The 15,886-nt window shown below is 68.1% G+C and carries 17 protein-coding genes and 1 tRNA gene; 7 read left to right on the top strand and 11 right to left on the bottom strand.

Annotated elements, in window-relative coordinates:
- The first annotated feature begins 141 nt into the window (after nt 1–141).
- Nucleotides 142–2,133 (top strand): Stk1 family PASTA domain-containing Ser/Thr kinase, encoded by a 1,992-nt coding sequence (gene pknB, locus ACTWQO_RS29985; RefSeq protein ID WP_443240495.1) that lies wholly within the window; start codon nt 142–144, stop codon nt 2,131–2,133.
- Nucleotides 2,134–2,224: 91 nt separating this feature from the next.
- The gene (locus ACTWQO_RS29980; RefSeq protein WP_443240494.1) at nt 2,225–2,437 is read left to right on the top strand and encodes a hypothetical protein; all 213 of its coding nucleotides are present in this window, start codon (nt 2,225–2,227) and stop codon (nt 2,435–2,437) included.
- Between the two features lie 223 nt (nt 2,438–2,660).
- Here the strand turns inward: ACTWQO_RS29980 and ACTWQO_RS29975 are convergent, their stop codons facing one another.
- From ACTWQO_RS29975 to ACTWQO_RS29950, 6 genes are read right to left on the bottom strand one after another with little or no spacing between them, the layout of a single operon-like run.
- On the bottom strand, nt 2,661–3,425 hold the full coding sequence (locus ACTWQO_RS29975; RefSeq protein ID WP_443240493.1) for a class E sortase: 765 nt from the start codon (nt 3,423–3,425) through the stop codon (nt 2,661–2,663).
- Nucleotides 3,426–3,431: 6 nt separating this feature from the next.
- Nucleotides 3,432–4,811: a class E sortase gene (locus ACTWQO_RS29970; RefSeq protein ID WP_443240492.1), complete on the bottom strand. Its 1,380-nt coding sequence runs from the start codon at nt 4,809–4,811 to the stop codon at nt 3,432–3,434.
- Nucleotides 4,808–5,446, bottom strand: coding sequence for an aminodeoxychorismate/anthranilate synthase component II (locus tag ACTWQO_RS29965; RefSeq protein WP_443240491.1), 639 nt, complete (start codon nt 5,444–5,446; stop codon nt 4,808–4,810). Before ACTWQO_RS29965 ends, ACTWQO_RS29970 begins: the two co-directional genes overlap by 4 nt.
- Nucleotides 5,443–5,640 carry a hypothetical protein gene (locus tag ACTWQO_RS29960; RefSeq protein ID WP_210573855.1) on the bottom strand — a complete coding sequence of 66 codons (198 nt, stop codon included), beginning with the start codon at nt 5,638–5,640 and terminating at the stop codon, nt 5,443–5,445. Before ACTWQO_RS29960 ends, ACTWQO_RS29965 begins: the two co-directional genes overlap by 4 nt.
- A 17-nt stretch (nt 5,641–5,657) precedes the next feature.
- A complete protein-coding gene (locus ACTWQO_RS29955) occupies nt 5,658–6,350 on the bottom strand; it encodes a class E sortase (protein ID WP_443240490.1) in 693 nt (230 codons plus the stop codon).
- A gap of 19 nt (nt 6,351–6,369) precedes the next feature.
- Nucleotides 6,370–7,149, bottom strand: coding sequence for a DUF881 domain-containing protein (locus ACTWQO_RS29950; RefSeq protein ID WP_443240489.1), 780 nt, complete (start codon nt 7,147–7,149; stop codon nt 6,370–6,372).
- Nucleotides 7,150–7,290: 141 nt separating this feature from the next.
- Here ACTWQO_RS29950 and crgA point away from each other — a divergent pair, with 141 nt between their 5' ends.
- Nucleotides 7,291–7,545, top strand: a complete 255-nt coding sequence (crgA, locus tag ACTWQO_RS29945) for a cell division protein CrgA (RefSeq protein ID WP_443240488.1) — start codon at nt 7,291–7,293, stop codon at nt 7,543–7,545.
- 272 nt (nt 7,546–7,817) lie between these two features.
- On the opposite strand, the gene ACTWQO_RS29940 is transcribed toward crgA, so the two are convergent.
- On the bottom strand, nt 7,818–8,720 hold the full coding sequence (locus tag ACTWQO_RS29940; protein ID WP_443240487.1) for a rhomboid family intramembrane serine protease: 903 nt from the start codon (nt 8,718–8,720) through the stop codon (nt 7,818–7,820).
- 110 nt (nt 8,721–8,830) lie between these two features.
- On the bottom strand, nt 8,831–9,364 hold the full coding sequence (locus ACTWQO_RS29935; RefSeq protein ID WP_443240486.1) for a peptidylprolyl isomerase: 534 nt from the start codon (nt 9,362–9,364) through the stop codon (nt 8,831–8,833).
- Nucleotides 9,365–9,683: 319 nt separating this feature from the next.
- Between ACTWQO_RS29935 and ACTWQO_RS29930 the strand changes: the two genes are divergently transcribed.
- On the top strand, nt 9,684–10,385 hold the full coding sequence (locus ACTWQO_RS29930; RefSeq protein ID WP_443240485.1) for a DUF5324 family protein: 702 nt from the start codon (nt 9,684–9,686) through the stop codon (nt 10,383–10,385).
- A 431-nt stretch (nt 10,386–10,816) separates the two neighbouring features.
- On the opposite strand, the gene ACTWQO_RS29925 is transcribed toward ACTWQO_RS29930, so the two are convergent.
- Nucleotides 10,817–10,889, bottom strand: a tRNA-Ala gene (locus ACTWQO_RS29925).
- Nucleotides 10,890–11,071: 182 nt separating this feature from the next.
- Here ACTWQO_RS29925 and ACTWQO_RS29920 point away from each other — a divergent pair.
- The gene (locus ACTWQO_RS29920; RefSeq protein WP_210573411.1) at nt 11,072–11,620 is read left to right on the top strand and encodes a helix-turn-helix domain-containing protein; all 549 of its coding nucleotides are present in this window, start codon (nt 11,072–11,074) and stop codon (nt 11,618–11,620) included.
- Between the two features lie 187 nt (nt 11,621–11,807).
- Nucleotides 11,808–13,388, top strand: a complete 1,581-nt coding sequence (locus tag ACTWQO_RS29915; protein WP_443240484.1) for a protein kinase domain-containing protein — start codon at nt 11,808–11,810, stop codon at nt 13,386–13,388.
- Nucleotides 13,389–13,413: 25 nt separating this feature from the next.
- On the opposite strand, the gene ACTWQO_RS29910 is transcribed toward ACTWQO_RS29915, so the two are convergent.
- Both ACTWQO_RS29910 and ACTWQO_RS29905 read right to left on the bottom strand, forming a co-directional pair.
- Nucleotides 13,414–14,709 carry a hypothetical protein gene (locus ACTWQO_RS29910; protein ID WP_443240483.1) on the bottom strand — a complete coding sequence of 432 codons (1,296 nt, stop codon included), beginning with the start codon at nt 14,707–14,709 and terminating at the stop codon, nt 13,414–13,416.
- A 291-nt stretch (nt 14,710–15,000) separates the two neighbouring features.
- Entirely contained in the window at nt 15,001–15,129 is a 129-nt protein-coding gene (locus tag ACTWQO_RS29905; RefSeq protein ID WP_003999697.1) for a DLW-39 family protein, read from the bottom strand.
- Nucleotides 15,130–15,456: 327 nt separating this feature from the next.
- On the opposite strand from ACTWQO_RS29905, the gene ACTWQO_RS29900 reads away from it, so the two are divergent.
- Nucleotides 15,457–15,792 carry a DUF6344 domain-containing protein gene (locus ACTWQO_RS29900; protein ID WP_443240482.1) on the top strand — a complete coding sequence of 112 codons (336 nt, stop codon included), beginning with the start codon at nt 15,457–15,459 and terminating at the stop codon, nt 15,790–15,792.
- Nucleotides 15,793–15,886: the final 94 nt, after the last annotated feature.

Genomic DNA, 15,886 nt, shown 5'->3' with positions numbered 1-15,886 from the left:
CGGTGCGATACCGGTCCTGTATCGGCTGACGGGCTTGGCCAGGTCACACAAAGCGAGCCGGGTACGGTAGGCCCGGACGGCAGCCTCCGATCCGCACACGAGTGCGGATCGGGACCGACGGAGAGGGCTGGTAGGTAGCTTATGGAAGAGCCGCGTCGCCTCGGCGGCCGGTACGAGCTGGGCCAGGTGCTCGGCCGCGGTGGCATGGCGGAGGTCTACCTCGCCCATGACACCCGCCTCGGCCGCACCGTGGCAGTGAAGACGCTGCGCGCGGACCTCGCACGCGATCCGTCCTTCCAGGCCCGCTTCCGCCGGGAGGCCCAGTCGGCCGCCTCGCTCAACCACCCCGCGATCGTGGCGGTCTACGACACGGGCGAGGACTACATCGACAACGTGTCGATCCCGTACATCGTCATGGAGTACGTCGACGGCTCCACGCTCCGCGAGCTGCTGCACTCCGGCCGCAAACTGCTGCCGGAGCGCGCCATGGAGATGACCATCGGCATCCTCCAGGGCCTGGAGTACGCCCACCGCAACGGCATCGTCCACCGCGACATCAAGCCCGCCAACGTCATGCTGACGCGCAACGGCCAGGTCAAGGTGATGGACTTCGGCATCGCCCGCGCCATGGGCGACTCCGGCATGACGATGACCCAGACCGCGGCCGTCATCGGCACCGCCCAGTACCTCTCGCCGGAGCAGGCGAAGGGCGAGCAGGTCGATGCCCGCTCGGACCTCTACTCGACCGGCTGCCTGCTGTACGAGCTCCTCACCGTCCGCCCGCCGTTCGTGGGCGACTCCCCGGTGGCGGTCGCCTACCAGCACGTGCGGGAAGAGCCTCAGGCCCCGTCCGTCTTCGATCCCGAGATCACGCCCGAAATGGACGCGATCGTCCTGAAGGCGCTGACCAAGGACCCCAACTACCGCTACCAGTCGGCCGACGAGATGCGCGCCGACATCGAGGCCTGCCTCGACGGCCAGCCCGTCGCCGCCACGGCGGCAATGGGCTCGGTCGGCTACGGCGGCTACCCGGACGACCAGCCGACCACCGCCCTACGCTCCGCCGACGCGGGCGCCACGTCGATGCTGCCGCCGATGAACCCGGACGACGGCGGCTTCGGCTACGACGACCGCCCGGACCGGCGACGCCAGAAGAAGTCGAACACCTCGACGATCTTGCTGGTCCTCGCGGGTGTGCTGGTGCTGGTCGGTGCGGTGCTCATCGGCAAGTGGGTGGTCGACGGCTCCGGCGGCGCGAGCAACGACAAGGTGGCCGTGCCGAACTTCGTGGACCTGTCGCTGGAAGACGCCCAGAAGCAGGCCAAGAACGCGGAGCTGACTCTCGACCCCACGGAGAAGGCCTGCGAGGACACGCCCAAGGGCTCCATCTGCTCGCAGAACCCGCAAGCCCCGACCGAGGTCAAGAAGGGCAGCACGGTCGAGGTCGTGGTGTCGACGGGCGCGCCCAAGGTGGCGGTGCCCAGCGTCATCGGCGACCCCCTCGAAGATGCCAAGGCGACGCTGGAGGACGACAAGTACGGGTTCATCGTCAAGACGGAGACGAAGGAGTCCCCCGAGGACCCCGGCACCGTGCTTGAGCAGGACCCGACCTCCGGCGAAGAGGTGGAGAAGGGATCCACAATCACCCTCACCATCGCCAAGGCCGAGGCGAAGTCCGTGGTCCCGGACGTCACCGGCGAGTCCTGCGACGGTGCCAAGGCGCGGATGGAGCAGAGCGACCTGATCGGCAACTGCGTCGAGGTCGACACCGCCGACCCGAACCTGGTCGGCAAGGTCATCAACACCACGCCGACGGCCGGCTCCTCGCTCGACAAGGGCTCCACGGTCCAGATCAACATCGGCAAGGCCCAGCAGCAGACCCAGGTCCCGGACGTCCGCAACCAGACGGTCGCTCAGGCCAGGCAGCTGCTCCAGTCACGCGGCTTCACGAACATCCAGTTCGCGGACGGCAGCGACCAGAGCGACACGGCGATCGTGATCGACCAGGACCCCGACGAGAACACCGGCGTCGGCGACCCCGCCGGCACGACGGTCACCCTCACGACCGTCGGCTTCGGTAACGGCGGAAACAACGGCAACGGCGGAATCATCGGCGGCAACGAATCCGACTGATCCCCCAAGCCCGAGGCCGTACGAGAGCCCCGCTCCCTCTGCACGAGGGAGCGGGGCTCTCTGCAGTGGACGCCGACTCCACGCCCAGAACATGATCAACGAACAGGCACTGCTGGAATCACAGGCCCTGCGCGGCAGCGTCCTCGACCGCACGGACGTGCTCGACAGAGTGAAGGCGCACCTGGCGCGTACACAGCCTGTGGAAAACCCAGGTCACACTGACGCCGTCTCCTTCGACGACCGCATCGACCAGCGCATCACCCACATCCTCGGCAAGACCGTCGTGCCGATGTTCACGCCCTGATCGAAACGTCGGGCGAGCACGGCAAGGAGCTGATCGCCCTGCGGACGGGAGATCCCGCGCATCGAGCGCCGACTGCACCAGGCGGAGGCCCTGACCATCGCCGCCGCGGCCGGCATCACCGCCGTACACCGTGGAGCGCTGGAGGAGTGGAGTGCCGGGGAACCGCTGAGGGTTCTGGAGTAGGCGTGGCGTGAAACACGAGGCCCGAAGCCGCAAGGCAAAGTTAACGCAACTCCTCCGGCGGCGTCCGCTCCCCATCCACCTTCTCCACCCGCTCCAACTCCCCCCACACCACATACCGATACCGAGACGTGAACACCGGCGTGCAGGTCGTCAGGGTGATGTACTTGCCGGCCTTGTTCTTTCCCGATTCCTTCGGGATCGCCGAAAGCACCTTGACGTTGTACTTCGAGGTCTCGGGCAGGACGGCGTAGACCTTGTAGACGTACCACTTGTCCTTCGTCTCGAAGACGATCGGGTCGCCCTTCTCGATCTTGTCGATCTTGTGGAACTTGGCGCCGTGGCCGTCACGGTGCGCGGCGAGGCTGAAGTTGCCGTTCTTGCCGCTGGTGGGGAGGGCGGCCTTGACGGGGTCGACGTAGTAGCCGGCGACGCCGTCGTTGAGGATCTTCGAGGACGTGCCCTTCTCGACGAGGATCTCGCTCTTGGTCATCGCGGGGACGTGCAGAAAGCCGATGCCGTTCTTGCTGTCGAAGGCGACCGGGCCGGAGTCGCCGTCGCGGGCCCAGGTGTCGCGGACCTTGTCGGCCTGCTTGTCGGCCTCCCGGTCCGCGATGACGTTCGTCCACCACAGCGAGTAGACGACGAACAGACCGAGCACCAGGCCCGCCGTGATGAGGAGCTCACCGAAGACACTGACCGCCATGGCGATCCGCCCGGGGCCGCGGCGGCGCGGGGCGGGCGCGGATCCGGGCGCGTCGGCGCGCTCTGCGTACTCGGTGTCGTCAGTGGTCGCTGCCACGTTCATCCGCCCTTACGAGACGAGCGCATCCGGCTTCCCCTTGCTGCGCGGCCGTTCCTCGACCATCTTGCCCCAGACGATCATCCGGTACTTACTGGTGAACTCCGGCGTGCACGTCGTCAGCGTGATGTAGCGGCCCGGCGCGGTGAAACCGCCGTCCTTGGGCACGGGATCCAGCACGCTCACATTGCTCGGCGCGGTCACCGGCAGAATCGACGCCATCTTGTAGACGTAGTACGTGTCCTGCGTCTCGACGACGATCGGATCGCCCGGCTGAAGCTTGTTGATGTACCGGAACGGCTCGCCATGCGTATTGCGATGCCCCGCCAGCCCGAAGTTGCCGGTCTTCGCACTGGGCATCGCCGTCTTCAGCGCACCCTCGGCGTAGTGGCCGACCATCCCCTTGTCGAGCACCTTCTTGTTGCTGATGCCCTCGGCGATCGGCACCACCACGTCCAGCTTCGGGATGTACAGAAGGGCGAAGCCCTGCCCCGGCTCGAAGGACCCCGGGGCGCGCTTCCCACTCGCCCAGTCCTGCTGGAGGTTGCTCGCCTCCTTCCCGGCCTGCGCATGCGCCCGGACGTTCGTCCACCACAGCTGGTAGGTGACGAACAGCAGCATCAGCACGCCGGTGGTGATGAACACCTCACCGATCGCCCGGCTGGCCATGACACCGGCGCTCGGCTTGTTCGCCCGCGCCCGCCGACGAGCCTCCACGCGCGACAACGGCCGCCGATCGTCCTCCGCCTCGGCCGACGACGACGCCTCCTGCGGCTCCCGCGCCCCGCCATGCCGCCCGTGACGGCGCTTGGCTGCCTTTCTGCGGGCCGCTCGGCCACCCGGGGCGGGTCCGGTAGCTGACGCGGCGGCGGAAGCGCCAGAAGCCGATATGGACTCGCCACCGGCTGTCGCAGGCGGATCGGGTATCCGCAGGGCGACGGTCTCCTCATCGACGGGAGGCAAGAAGGACTCACCGCCCGGCGGTATGGAGGGTCCGTTCACAGGGGTGTCATACGAGGATCCCTCGACAGGCGTGCGATACGAGGAGTCATCGACGGAAGCCTGATACGACGGCGCGTACGGCTCCTGCGCCGCGTAGGCATGCGCTTCCTGCGCCCCATACGCCTGCGTCTCCCCGACCCCGTACGCCTGCGCTTCTCCTCCCGCCGCGTACGCCTGCGTCTCCTCCGCCCCGTACGCCTGCGGCCCCTGCCCGTACCCCTCCTGCACTCCCTGGCCGTACGTCCCCTGCCCGCCCTGCCAGTCCTCGCCCTGCCAGTCCTCGAACGCACCCGGCGCCCCGTACGGCTGCTCCCCGTACGAGGTCCCCTGGTCGCCGGCGCTGCCATAGTCGGCCGCGCCGGACTCGCGCTCGGGGCGCAGGGCGGTCACGCCGAGGCCCTGCCCACCACCGGGGCGAGCCCCACCGACCTCGCCACCGCACCCTGGTCACCGCACTCCACCAGCCAGTTGGCCAGCATCCGATGACCGTGCTCGGTCAGCACCGACTCCGGGTGGAACTGCACACCCTCGACCGGGAGTTCACGGTGACGCAGGCCCATGATGATGCCGTCGCGCGTGCGCGCGGTGACCTCCAGCCCGGCCGGCACCGTCTCCGGCTCCGCCGCCAGGGAGTGGTACCGGGTCGCCGTGAAGGGCGTCGGCAGACCCGCGAAAACACCCTCGCCCCGATGCTCGACCAGCGACGTCTTGCCGTGCAGCAGCTCGGGCGCACGGTCCACGACACCGCCGTACGCCACCTGCATCGACTGCATGCCGAGGCAGACACCGAAGACAGGTACCCCGGTGGCGGCGCAGTGGCGGACCATGTCCACACAGACCCCGGCATGCTCCGGCGTACCCGGCCCCGGCGACAGCAGCACCCCGTCGAAACCGTCCTGAGCATGCGCCGTCGACACCTCGTCGTTGCGCAGGACCTCGCACTCCGCGCCCAGCTGGTACAGGTACTGGACCAGGTTGAAGACGAAGCTGTCGTAGTTGTCGACGACGAGAATGCGTGCGCTCACTGGTTGTCCACCGTCACATCGTTGAAGGGAAGCAGCGGTTCAGCCCACGGGAAGACGTACTGGAAGAGGACGTAGACCACGGCCACGACCAGCATGAGCGAGATCAGCGCCTTCACCCATGCGTTCCCCGGCAGATGCCGCCAGATCCAGCCGTACATGCCGTCCCTTCCGTCGCACCACGGCACCAGACTCACGCCGTACCCGCACCAGACTAACGGCGCAGGGCCTCTGGTTTCCCGGCCTCCACAGGCTGAGTGGAGTCGAGATGAGCCCAGACGATCAGCCGGTGACTGCTTCCCCACTCCGGATCGCAGGTGGTCAGCGTGAGATAGCGGCCCGCACGTGTGTACCCCGATTTACGTGGCACAGGATCGATCACCTCAACGTCCGTGGGCACGGTTTTGTAGGGCCCTTTGTCGATCCTGTACGTGAACCACGTCGCCCCGTCCGTCAGCACCACCGCATCCCCCGCCCTCAGCTCGGGAAAGTCCTTGAACGGGTCTCCATACGTGCGCCGATGCCCCGCGACCGAGAAGTTGCCCTTCTGACCGAGCTGTGCAGTGCGCGCGTAGTGACCGAGGCCCTTCTTGAGCGTGCCAGTGGCGGTCCCCTCGAGCACCGGCTTGTTCCACGTGAAACCAAGACGCGGGATGTACATGATCGCGAAAGGCTTGCCACTCTCATACGGCGCCGGCTCCGCCGGGGAGGCCGAAGCGCCGGGGGCCGCCGACGGCGCGGGCTGCACCGCCCCACGCGCCCACTGTTCCTCGAGCTGGTCGATCTGGTCGCCCATGACGTTGTCGGCCTTCACGCCGATCCAGAACAGCACATAGACGACGAACAGGACTATCAGGGTGCCCACGGTGATACAGAGCTCGCTGACCGTCCTGACGACGACACGCACCGGCAGCTCCTGAACAGACTCACTCCACGGGCTGGGCGTACTGCAGATCCACTGTGCCCGAGTAGCCGGGCAGAGTCACCGCCCCGTCCTCCTCGACTTTCCAGCCGAGCCCGTACACATTGACGTACACCATGTAGTTCTGGATCGCCGGAGACGCGGTGAGCGCCTTCTGCAGCTTCTCCGGGTCCCCCACCGCCGTGATCTTGTACGGCGGTGAGTAGACGCGGCCCTGAAGAATCAGGGTGTTGCCCACACACCGCACGGCGCTGGTGGAGATCAGCCGCTGGTCCATGACCTTGATGCCCTCGGCACCGCCCTGCCAGAGGGCGTTCACCACGGCCTGGAGGTCCTGCTGGTGGATGACCAGGTAGTCGGGCTGCGGCTCGGGATAGCCGGGGAGCTTGGCGGTGGCGTCCGGCGGAGCGTCGTTGAGGGTGACCGTGATCGCCTCACCGGTGAGCTTCTGGGTACCCGCGTTCTTCTCCAGGCCCGCCAGCCTGTCGTCCTCGGCCTTGCTGCTGCCGTCGTCCCGCTCGGCAAGCGCGTCGATGTCGTCCCGCAGGCCCGCATTGGACTCATCCAGCTCGCCGTTGTTGTGGCTGCGCTCCTGAATCAGGTCGGACAGCTTCAGCAAGGAGTCATCCGTACGGATATTGGTGCCTTTGGCAGTATTGAAACTGGTGAAGAAAATGAGCCCCGCGAGAGCGAACACACCCGCCGTGAGCACCCGCACCGGCCGGAAACGGCGTCCGCGGGCAGGGCTGGATCCCGTCCCGGGGGAGTCGGCAGAATTGCTCAACGTACCCTTATCTCCTTCGGCGCCGCGGAAGCACTACGCTAACGGACGCCCGGGGGAGCACTAAGAGTCCCCTTGTACGCTGCCCCGGAGCCCGCCCCGTTCCCTGCGCGGCCACGCAGCGCATCGACAGGAGAGACCCTCGTGCCGAAGTCACGTATCCGCAAGAAGGCCGACTACACGCCGCCGCCGGCGAAGCAGGCGACCGCCATCAAGCTCACCAGCCGTACCTGGGTCGCGCCCGTCATGCTGGCCATGTTCCTCATCGGCCTGGCATGGATCGTGGTGTTCTACGTCACCGACGGCTCGCTGCCCATCGACAGTCTCGACAACTGGAACATCGTGGTGGGCTTCGGCTTCATCGCGGCGGGATTCGGTGTCTCGACGCAGTGGAAGTAGCGGCCACGGGCCGGTGAACGCAGCTCTACCCAGGGCTATCCGCTGAGTTATCCACAACTCGTAAAGATTTCCACACCCCTCCTGGGGATAAAGAAACGACGATCTGTGGATAACCCACCGAGTGTTGACGCCGGTACGACTGTCGCACGGCAGATTCGGAAACATGTTCGCCCCCTGCCTGACCTGCGGAAACGTAGGTCAGTTACAGGGGGCGCAGCTGTTCCCACACGGCGTGCACAAGATCCGCCACAGACTGTGGACAATGCTGGGGATCAAGTGATCTGGGCTGTCCTCAGGAGAGTCACTCCGGCGATCACGGCCAGGAGCAGCACGCAGCTGCCGTACTGGACGAGGTTCCGCCGCTCGCGCGGGGCGTGGACCATGGCGTAGCCGATCAGGAGGCCGCCGACGAGTCCGCCGATGTGGGCCTGCCAGGCGATGTTGCTCCAGCCGAAGGTGAAGATCAGGTTGATCACCAGGAGGGCGATGATCGGCCGCATGTCGTAGTTGAGGCGGCGGACGAGGACGGCGGTGGCGCCGAAGAGGCCGAAGATGGCGCCGGATGCGCCGAGCGAGGCTGTGGTCGGGGATTCAAGCAGATAGGTGAGGGCACTGCCCGCCAGGCCCGAGACCAGGTAGAGGGAGATGTAGCGGGCGCGGCCGAGGGCGGCTTCGAGGGGGCCGCCGAGCCACCAGAGGCTGAGCATGTTGAAGGCGATGTGCCAGATGGCCTCGTGCGTGAACATCGAGGTGAACAGGCGGTACCACTCGCCTGTGGCGACGCCTTCGGTGGGCGTGAAGGGGGCGGGGGGCCATTCGCCGATGAGGACGAGGTCGTTCAGGAGCGACGTCGATGACTGGACGGCGATGAAGACCGCGAGGTTGATCCCGATGAGGATCTTGGTGAGGAGTCGGGGGTCGGCGGTGACGGTGCCGCCGGCGATGGTGCGGGGCCGGGATGCGGTGGGCGAGACGCCGGTGCCGGCGCCTTCGCGGACGCAGTTGGGGCATTGGAAGCCGACAGAGGCGCTGACCATGCACTCGGGGCAGATGGGGCGCTCGCAGCGGGTACAGCGCACGCCGGTCTCGCGGTCCGGGTGCCGGTAGCAGACAGGTGCGCTTTGCGCGGGGCCCTGGTCCTCCGGGCCCTGTGGGCTGCCTGGCGCCTGGTCCATGGGATCCCCTCGTCTCGTACGCAGCTGAACCGCCCCGCCCATCCTTACGGATGAGCGGGGCGTTTGGTTCCCTGCGGGAGGTACCGGGCCCTTCGGACCCGGGGTCTGTTCTAGCCCTCGCGGGTCTCGACGACGACCGACTCGATGACGACGTCGTTGAGCGGGCGGTCGGTGCGCGGGTTGGTCTGGGCGGACGCGATGGCGTCGATGACCTTCTGGCTCGCGCCGTCGGTGACTTCGCCGAAGATGGTGTGCTTGCGGTTCAGCCAGGTCGTCGGGGCGACCGTGATGAAGAACTGCGAGCCGTTGGTGCCCGGACCGGCGTTGGCCATGGCCAGGAGGTAGGGCTTGTCGAAGGAGAGGTCCGGGTGGAACTCGTCCTCGAACTGGTAGCCGGGTCCGCCGGTGCCGTTGCCCAGCGGGTCACCGCCCTGGATCATGAAGCCGCTGATCACCCGGTGGAAGACCGTGCCGTCGTAGAGCTTGTTGGTGGACCGCTCGCCGGTTTCGGGGTTGGTCCATTCACGCTCGCCCTTGGCGAGCTCGACAAAGTTCCGGACCGTCTTGGGCGCGTGGTTCGGCAGGAGCCGGACTTCGATGTCGCCGCTGTTGGTCTTCAGGGTGGCGTAGAGCTGCTCAGCCACGATCTGCCTTCCGTTGTCTTCCTGTGACCCCCTGATCCTCGCATGGTCCACGCCGTACGTCGCCCGTCGCCCGGTTCCGCACCGGTTTGCCTGCGTGTCGCTTGGGAGAAATCCGGGCGAGTGGCCTCGGGCCGGGGGCGCTCGGCGGCGATCCGTGGCATTGTCGACGACAAGCTCCTGTTGCCCCGTATTCATCCGCTATTGCACTTGATCCATGACCCGGATGCCCGCCCTCACATGCCCCGGGGCTTCCTTGCAGGCATGATCCGTAAAAGGGTGGATAGCCGAAATACCGTACGCCACCGAGGAGGAGGATCCCGTGACCCGCATCGACAGCGTGCGCGCCGCGACCGGCTCGGCGAAGGACAGCGTGCTGCACGCCGCGGAAGTGGTGGCGCCCTACGCCGACACGGCCAAGGACAGGGCCGCGCACTATGCGCACGAGGCACGCGTACGGCTCGCGCCGAAGGTGTCGCTGGCCGCCGAGCAGGCGCGCGCTCAGTACGGCACGCATGTCGTGCCGCGTCTGGAGCAGGCCCGCACACATGTACCGCCGAAGGTCGACCAGGCCGCCCATGAGGCCGCCGTCCGCACCCGTAAGGCTGCTCGGCAGGCCGCCGACTACTCCAAGCCGCGGCTTGAGCAGGCGGTGGCTGTGGCCACGCCCGTCAAGGACGAGGCCGCTGCTCGGAGTGCCGCCGCGTTGGCTGCGCTGCGCAGCCATGTCTCGGCCGAGGACATCCAGAAGCTGTCCCGTCGGCACGAGCGGCGTGCTCGGGTCGGCCGGATCGCTAAAGGGCTGGCGGTTCTCGGTGTGTTGGCGGGCGGTGCTTTCGCCGCCTGGAAGTGGTGGGACAAGCAGGCCAACCCGGACTGGCTGGTCGAGCCGCCCGCCGCGACGGAGGTGCCCGAGGGTGGCCGGCTGACCTCGGTGGACGGCAGTGGTCAGTCCGTGCTCGATCCCGAGGTTCAGGCCAAGGAGGCTGAGGAAGAGGCCGCCGAGCGCGACGAGGGTCGGTGAGCGTTCCGGCCGGTCGCGCCAACTGTGCGGTGGGGCGGGAGACTTGAGGGTCTCCCGCCCCACTGTGATGTTTCACGTGGAACAGTCGTGCCGGGCGTCGAGCCCGGTGACGCGTTTACGCACACCGCTCGCGATGACGTTTGCAACGGCCCGGGTGTGCAGGTTCCGCACAGACTTCCTTAACGGAACGTATTCCTCTGGCTACCTGCAGCCGTTCGCACCAGCTCACACGGCCTGCACGCCGGAGCGCACCCCGCCACACGCCGCCGGTCACATCCAGCGACGGCTTCACCGCCCTCGCCCGCCCCGTCTCTTTGCGCAAAGAGCTGCAATGCCATCGGGCCGCCCCAAGTGACGCACGTCACCCCTGGAAGCAGGCTCAACAAAAGGACCGGCCAGGCGCCGCTGAGGCACCTGGCCGGTCCGAAGTGTGGAGCCTAGGGGAGTCGAACCCCTGACATCTGCCATGCAAAGACAGCGCTCTACCAACTGAGCTAAGGCCCCGGAAGATGAGCGTCCGACCGGAAGAACCACATACCGGCGGGCGCCGCAGACCAGAGTACCGGGTCACCCCCCGTATCTCGCAAAAAGATTGGGGGTCCCGATGGACCGCCACTCTCCGTAAGATGCTCGGCGTGGTTCGCGACAGCGAACCGCCGTTTTGGGGAAAGCGATGGGGAGACGCAATGGACGCCGCACAGCAGGAAGCCACCGCAAGAGCGCGGGAACTGCAGCGGAACTGGTACGGGGAGCCGTTGGGGGCGCTCTTCCGTAAGCTGATAGACGATCTTGGCCTCAACCAGGCTCGTCTCGCGGGGGTGCTGGGCCTGTCCGCTCCGATGCTGTCGCAGCTGATGAGCGGCCAGCGGGCGAAGATCGGCAATCCCGCCGTGGTCCAGCGGGTGCAGCTGCTGCAGGATCTGGCGGGGCAGGTCGCGGACGGCAGCGTGAGTGCGGCCGAGGCGACCGAGCGCATGGAAGAGATCAAGAAGTCGCAGGGGGGCTCGGTGCTCAGCAACACCACGACCACGACGAGCAGTTCGGGGGCGCCCACGGTCAAGCGGGTGGTCCGCGAGATCCAGTCGCTGCTGCGCTCGGTGGCAGCGGCGGGAGACATCATCGAGGCGGCGGACACCCTCGCCCCGACCCACCCGGAACTGGCAGAGTTCCTCCGGGTGTACGGCGCGGGCCGCACCTCCGACGCGGTCGCGCACTACCAGTCCCACCAGAGCTGAACCGGCGCCCCGGTCACCGAAGGGGGTTCGGTAGCCGGGTCGACGGCCGAGGAGCGGCAAGGGTTCGCGGCACGGGGGCCACGAGCCACGGGGGTATCGCTCATCGCACAGGGGGCGGCAGGAGTCGTATCGCTCATCGAGGGGGAAGCAAGGGGGACAGCCGCAGGGGGAGGAGCGACGCACAGCCATGGGTGAGGTCTTCGCCGGCCGGTATGAACTGGCCGACCCGATCGGACGCGGCGGCGTAGGTGCTGTGTGGCGTGCCTGGGACCATCGCAGGCGCCGCTATGTCGCCGCCAAGGTGCTGCAGCAGAGCGACGCGCACTCGCTGCTGCGCTTCGTGCGGGAGCAGGCGTTGCGGATCGATCACCCTCATGTGCTCGCGCCGGCCAGCTGGGCCGCTGACGACGACAAGGTCCTGTTCACCATGGATCTGGTCGCCGGCGGTTCGCTGGTCCATCTGATCGGGGACTACGGCCCCCTGCCGGCGCCCTTCGTCTGCACCCTGCTCGACCAGCTCCTGTCGGGGCTGGCCGCGGTGCACGCGGAGGACGTCGTGCATCGCGACATCAAGCCCGCCAACGTCCTGTTGGAGGCCACCGGCACGGGCAGGCCGCGGCTGCGGCTGTCCGACTTCGGTATCGCCATGCGTCTGGGCGAGCCGCGGCTGACGGAGACCAATCTCGTGGTGGGTACGCCCGGTTATCTGGCGCCCGAGCAGATGATGGGCGCGGAGCCGGACTTCGCCGCGGACCTGTTCGCCGTAGGGCTGGTGGCGCTGTATCTGCTGGAGGGCGCCAAGCCGGATGCCAAGGCCCTCATCCAGTACTTCGCGGAGCACGGGACGCCGGGGGCGCCGAAGGGCATTCCCGAGCCGCTGTGGCAGGTCGTGGCCACGCTGCTGCAGCCGGATCCACAGGCGCGCTTCCGCACGGCCACGGGGGCGCGCAAGGCCCTCGCCTCGGCCGCAGAGCTCCTTCCGGAGGGGGGCCCGGACGACGAACTGATCGAGATCTTCGACCAAATCGGCCCGCTTCCCCCGGGGTTCGGCCCCGAAGGCCCACTCAAGCCGGCAAGGGGAGTGGAGCCGACCAGGGGCGGGCTGGGGTCGGCTGCCGAGCGCGGCGAAACGGGCTTTGTGCCGCACAGCTCTGCTACGGACTCCGGGCCGAACAGCTCCGGCACGGGTTCCGGCCCGACCGGCGCGGGCGCAGCCGTCGTAGAGGCTGATCTGCGGCAGGAGAGCGACCCCCGGCAGCAGCCGACGGGCTCGCAGCCGCCCAGCATGTCGGACACCGGCAGTTTCCATCTGCCGCCCCCTCAGCCCACCGGCTCCTCCCCTCTTCCACGGCAGGTGGACGCCCAAGCCCAGCGGCGACCCCAGCCTCAGCCACAAGCGCAAGCTCAGCCACATCCACAACTGCACCCACATCCGCAGCCTCCGCCCTCCGAGGCCAGTCACCCCAGCCCCCCGCCCTTCTCCTCCTACGACCCCACGCATGTCCTGTCCTCCCCCCAGCCGCCCACGCCGCGCCACTCCACTCAGGCCCTGACACCGGCGTCGCTTCAGCGCGCCGATGCCTCTACTGCTTCGTACACCGCTCAGAACCCGCAGGTTCCACCTCCCGCGCAGGCAATTTCGCAGCCACGCCACCGGGCAGCCCGCCCTCGCCGACGTCCCGGCCCGCCGGCGAAGGTGGCCGTCCCGCTGCTGCTGCTCGCGCTGGCCTGCTACGCGGTGGGGTTCTGGGCGTTGACCCGCATCTGAGCCCCAGCCCGCGGGGACAGCCGCCCTACCAGGCCCCAGCACGCCTCCGTGCCACGAGTGTCCACACCCCGAGCACCGCCATCAGGACCGTGCCCGCGCCGATCCCGCCCACGGCGACCACCGTCATCGCGGCGTCGCCGCTCCCGGATGTGCCGGAGCCGCCCTCGATGACGGCCGCCTGGTCCTGTGCCGTGACCTCGAAGAGGTTCGGTGGCTCGGCTTTCCCCGCGTAACCGGGCCCGGTCTCGCCCGCACCGCTGACGCGGATCCGCAGCGTCAGCCCGAAGGGCCCGTCGCCGAACTGTTCGGCCACCTGCTCCGCGAGATGGACGACGAGGTAGTACGAGCCGGCGAACCGCATGCCGCTGACGGGGTCGGAGGGACCGGCGTAGCGGTTGACGTAGGCGACCGGCGGCAGCGGATCGATCGACTCCGCCTTCTGGCTGCCGTTGTAGTGCAGGCTGACGTCGTCGACATGGGCGCGTACGGGGTTGTAGAGGGACATGTCCAGGGCAGCGGCCACGAGGCTGCCGTCGCTGCTCGTACTGCCCAGCTCGGCGGTGGCGTAGAGCTGCTGTCCCCAGTCGACCGGGACCTTGTAGAAGAGGGTCTGGCCGGGCCGTAGGTCGTCGCGCCAGACGCCTTGGCCGATGGGTGTGGCCCGGGTGAAGCCGCCGCCACCCTCGCGGGACTCGGCGTCGCTCAGCAGGGGTGTGGGCGAGGCGGAGTCCCAGTCCTTGGGTGCTTCGGTCTCGGTCGCACTGGTCTGCCCCAGCCGTGGTTCGGAGACGGGGGCCAGCTCCAGGTCCCAGGCGTCGGGTGAAGAGCCGCTCCGGTCGACGCGCTCGACGACCACGTAGTAGGTGCCCGCGCCGTCGCAGGAGGAGTCGCTCGCGGCGGCCTCGCGCTCTCCCCATGCGGCGATCGGGTGCGGGCTGCGGCTCCCGAAGGTGGCGGTGTCGTACGAACAGGAGCGGCCGTTGGCGTCCTGCACCGACACCTTGAGACTGTCGGTGGGGCTCACTGTGGTGCCCGCGCGCGGGACGGCGGTCACGGAGACGTACACGTTCGAGGTGGCGTCGAGTTCGAGGCGGTAGAAGAGCTTGCCGCCCTGTGGGAGGGAGCTGCGGTACGTCGTGGCCACGTCCAGCCGGTCGGCTTCCGTAGTGCCTGTCGCCCCCTCGACGGACCGGGCGTCCTCGTCGAAGGCGTACGCGCCGGGCGTTCCGAAGGCGTTGGAGCCGGGCGTCGTCCCTGCGGCGAGCACCGCACCGCCCGGCAGTACCGTCGCCGCGCACAGGACGGCTGCCACGACAGCCACGCGCGCGTACCGCGACGGACAGGGTCGACGACCGGGCCATCCCCTCGCACGCCCCCACGTCGTACGCCGCCGCCCCATGACACGCCACCCCTCGTCGTCGCCGGACCGGGACCGTGGCCCATCCTGCCCTGCTCAGGGGTATGTCATCCGCTCAATCCGTACGAGCGGCCGAAACGCCCGCCTCGAAGGCCCTCGCAGAGACATCGCACCGTATGGCACATCCGGGGATGTCCCGCAACACAAAACCCCGACCGCTCGGCGGCCGGGGTTTTCAGAATCCGATGTCGATACTCACGAACCCGTGGGCACGGAGTCAGTCGCCTCCGTCCACAGATCCTGCTCGGCGCGATCCGCCTGGATCTGGCGGTACACGAGGAGCCCGCCGATGGCGGCCAGTGCGACCAGGAGAAGCTTCTTCACCGCGCGACCTCGTCTTTCCTTGACGTAGGGGACCTCTGCCGCCCGACTATACACACCGACCGATACCGATCGGTGACCTGAGTCCGCAGCCAACTCCCGTCCGGAACACCGCAGTAGAAGCGGACGTCACCGCTCCGATCGGAGGGTGATCACACCAACGCGGACGGCGACTTTGTGGCCCTCTTTCCGCTTTTCGTCCTCTCTGCACCCATTCGTGTGGTGTTGATCGGAACATCGACGCGCAAGGGGCGTCGGTCCACCACTTCGCGACCCACATAAACATCATGAGGAAAGTACGCAAATCGCCCAACCCGAAAGTGAGGGGCCATGGCCAGCAACAAGGTCATGAAGCTGTGGACCGCCATCGTCACCGCCTTCCTCGCGCTGTGCACGGCGCTCGGATTCGCCACTACGACCGCGAACGCGGCCGTACCGCAGTCCGAGGCCGCGAGCAACAGCGCCACACATGTGACGGCGCCGCCGATCCCCTGGGCCTGGTCCCGCTCGCTGCCCCCCACCATGAAGCAACGCATCCGCGCCGAGGCCCACGGCAAGTCCCCCAGTTGCCGGCACCGACCGCAGACGGACACGGTCGCGGACGCGGCACTCGAAGCCGCCGCCCTCTGCGACCCGGCCGAGCCCCTCACGCCCCTCCAGCGCTGACCCTGGGCGGCGCGCTCCTTCCTCCCCCATCCAGCAACGGCGAACTTGCGTACAGCACCGCCCGGACCAAGGCCCGGACGCTCTACCCGAGAGG

This window comes from Streptomyces sp. 4N124 (assembly GCF_052245395.1).
Taxonomy (GTDB): domain Bacteria; phylum Actinomycetota; class Actinomycetes; order Streptomycetales; family Streptomycetaceae; genus Streptomyces.
The sequence above is the reverse complement of the archived record's forward strand: the minus strand, read 5'-3'. Positions and strand labels throughout refer to the sequence as shown.